Source organism: Polaromonas sp. P1_G2 (genome assembly GCF_056405515.1).
On the sequence record NZ_JBFUBY010001453.1, the window covers coordinates 1 to 400 of the forward strand.

At 62.8% G+C, this 400-nt stretch carries 1 protein-coding gene; it reads right to left on the reverse strand.

Going from position 1 to position 400, the window contains the following annotated elements:
* Positions 1–400: tRNA dihydrouridine synthase (locus AC1D0P_RS31040; RefSeq protein WP_477680238.1), on the reverse strand; the 400-nt coding region annotated here is incomplete at both ends.

Genomic DNA, 400 nt, shown 5'->3' on the forward strand with positions numbered 1-400 from the left:
ACCCTGCGAGCCGCGGCCGATCATCACCCCATCGGCACCGGATTTCCGGAGGATCGTGGCGATATCATCAGCAGTTTCGACATCGCCATTGGCGATCAGCGGCAGCTTTATCCGAGCGCAGACTTCCGCTATCCGGTCCCAATCCGCCCTGCCCTCGTAGAATTGCATGCGGGTGCGGCCGTGGACGGTGATCATCTGCGCGCCGAGCTCTTCAGCGGCATGGGCCAGCTCCGGCGCGTTGATCGACTGTTCGTCCCAACCGAGCCGCATCTTGACAGTGACCGGTACTTTCACCGCCTTCACGGTCGCCTCGATCAGCGACAGCGCCAGCTGCGGCTCACGCATCAGCGCCGAACCAGACAATCCACCGATCACTTTCTTGGCCGGGCACCCCATGTTG